General features: G+C 46.2%; 2 protein-coding genes. Both read right to left on the bottom strand.

Going from position 1 to position 2145, the window contains the following annotated elements:
• Positions 1–341: 341 nt before the first annotated feature.
• Positions 342–680 carry a hypothetical protein gene (locus L5M49_RS24965; protein WP_263148894.1) on the bottom strand — a complete coding sequence of 113 codons (339 nt, stop codon included), beginning with the start codon at positions 678–680 and terminating at the stop codon, positions 342–344.
• 62 nt (positions 681–742) lie between these two features.
• Positions 743–2145 (bottom strand): hypothetical protein (locus tag L5M49_RS24960; RefSeq protein WP_263266992.1); only part of this gene is annotated, 1403 nt, incomplete at its 5' end.

The following is a 2145-nucleotide window of genomic DNA, read 5'->3' as shown; positions in this document are numbered from 1 at the left end:
AGCTTGTTGAGCTTTGAGCAACAAATCTCCAAAGTGAATTTTTGCTTCATTGGCTGAAAGAGTGTTCATTTATCACCTTTAAACGAATCGTTCGATTCGCTCAATTTACACCAGTTGGGCGATAAAAGTCAAAAATGCACCCTATCAAAATGTATACAATTTGATAGAGTAATTTATCACCTATCAAAACTACTATCATAAGTCGGTTATCAAAATCTCTAAAGAGATTATGGCAAATTTTTAATGTTTAGGTTTAAGGTGTATTTGATATTGAAAACAAGTTGTTACCTCGTGCATAAATCTAACTTTACACTTTTGGCGCGTTGGGCAAATTTAGCCTATTAGCATCTGCGTAACTGTGCCGCTATGGAATTTTTCAAATCCTGTGGTAGCGAGCGACTGGTGCAATCCAATAAAACATGCAAATCCAACTCCTGAGTAAATCGCTTATTCGACCACGAATCACCATACATTGATTCGGCCCAAATGAGAGCTTGCGCCAGCGAGTGAAATTGGCGCCTTCCGGTGTAGCCTAAACGGCAATCTACTGTCACGCCAACGAAGTGGATGCGGTAACTAGGAGGGATGCGATTAGCTAGCCGGATAAAGGGCGTTTGCCACACTTGCGGCTTTACCGCCAACCGTGGATTGAGAGGGTCTTTGAAATCGAATCTGGGCATGGCAAGGCTCCTGTTTATTTAAATACAGGATCTCACCAAGTCCAAATCACGCAAATTTTGCCTTACGCTGCCTTCCTCTTCAATGCCGTCAAGCGTGCACCCAGAGTCATCTTGTTAGCTGCCTGCGGCATTGCTAGGCGCTGTACTCGCTGTAACGATTGGTTAAGTGACTCAATAAAGCGTAAGTTCTCTTCCATCGTTTCTAACGCTTTCCCCAACAACAATTTGAAGTTGTCAGGGTTTGGCTTCCACCACTCCAAAATGGATTGGTCGTACACTTCGGCTGGCACCAGGGAGCCGACAGCGACCTTGTACTCTTCCCGCGTTAAGCCTTTACATAATTGCTGTTTAAGCGTTGATATAGCGCCGTTCCAATCATGGGCAGCTCGGATTAATTCAGCGACAATCAAGTTCAACGACTTGGCCATGACTCTGCTGGCATTGAGGTAGTCGCTCGGATGCTCTTTGAGTTGAGCCAGCTGAGCAGGCGATAACAGCTGTTTAAGTACATCATCAATCTGGGTCACGCCGCCGAACATCAGTGCCAGCCATAATTTAGACACTCCAGCTCTCTGGGTTACCCCTACGTCTGAGGTATCAAATCTAACATGGAGTAAATGGCTATTAAGACCATCTATCATTTCCCTTACTGCCCAACCTGCGTCCTGAATAACGCGCTCGATGTTAAATCCTAGGCGCTCTACTGTGTCATCGTTGGTTAGGGCGGTTTTAACCCCGTGGCGCTGGGCATTTCGCTCCGCTCTAATGATATTAAGGATTTCTGTCTTATCCCTGCGATGCTGGGTCATATCGATGGCGCGGGGATGGTTCGCAACATCGATGTAAGGCATAGACTGAAAGCTGAACATTCCGAGCTGCTGAAATATCTGTGTGCGCTTTAAAATGGCTTGSAGCTGGCMCCAATAGCTCGTTTTAATSGTGATCACGCCTTCAGMTAACAAGGTTTCAGCCACATGGGTGCCACMGTAGCGCCGYACATCAATYGCTTTGWAGCCGTAGCTRTGRCGGTTSCGCCARAAAKAKGCCATAAAGTCCCTGTGAAGCTGCAAGGCGCGTCTTGGGCCATCAATGGCATACCATTTCTCAAGCGACAATTCGGATAGCTGAATGTTTTCTACCGTGGCAGCTGGGTCAAATGACAGGTCTTCGTGGGTCGCGATAGCCTGCTGAGTAAAGCCAGAGAAGTTAGGYACTAACAAAGAAGAAGTCTGTTGGTGTGCCTCATGTAATCTGCAGTCCAATTTTGGTTTGTAAAACACCATCCTAGAATTGCCCTTCTCAATACCCTGTTTGCTGATTTTAACGACACGGCGGGAGAACTGGTTTGCGCTTTCGGTCTTACGAGCTTCCGGCCTGTAGCCTGTCAGTAGACTAATGCTTTGCAGATACGGAATATTCAGCGATTGTCGTTGTTTTCCACCAAGCGCACTAGATAATGAGTGAG

This window comes from Shewanella sp. SM74, from assembly GCF_025653725.1.
Lineage (GTDB): Bacteria > Pseudomonadota > Gammaproteobacteria > Enterobacterales > Shewanellaceae > Shewanella > Shewanella oncorhynchi.
This window is presented reverse-complemented; position numbering and strand designations above follow the sequence as displayed.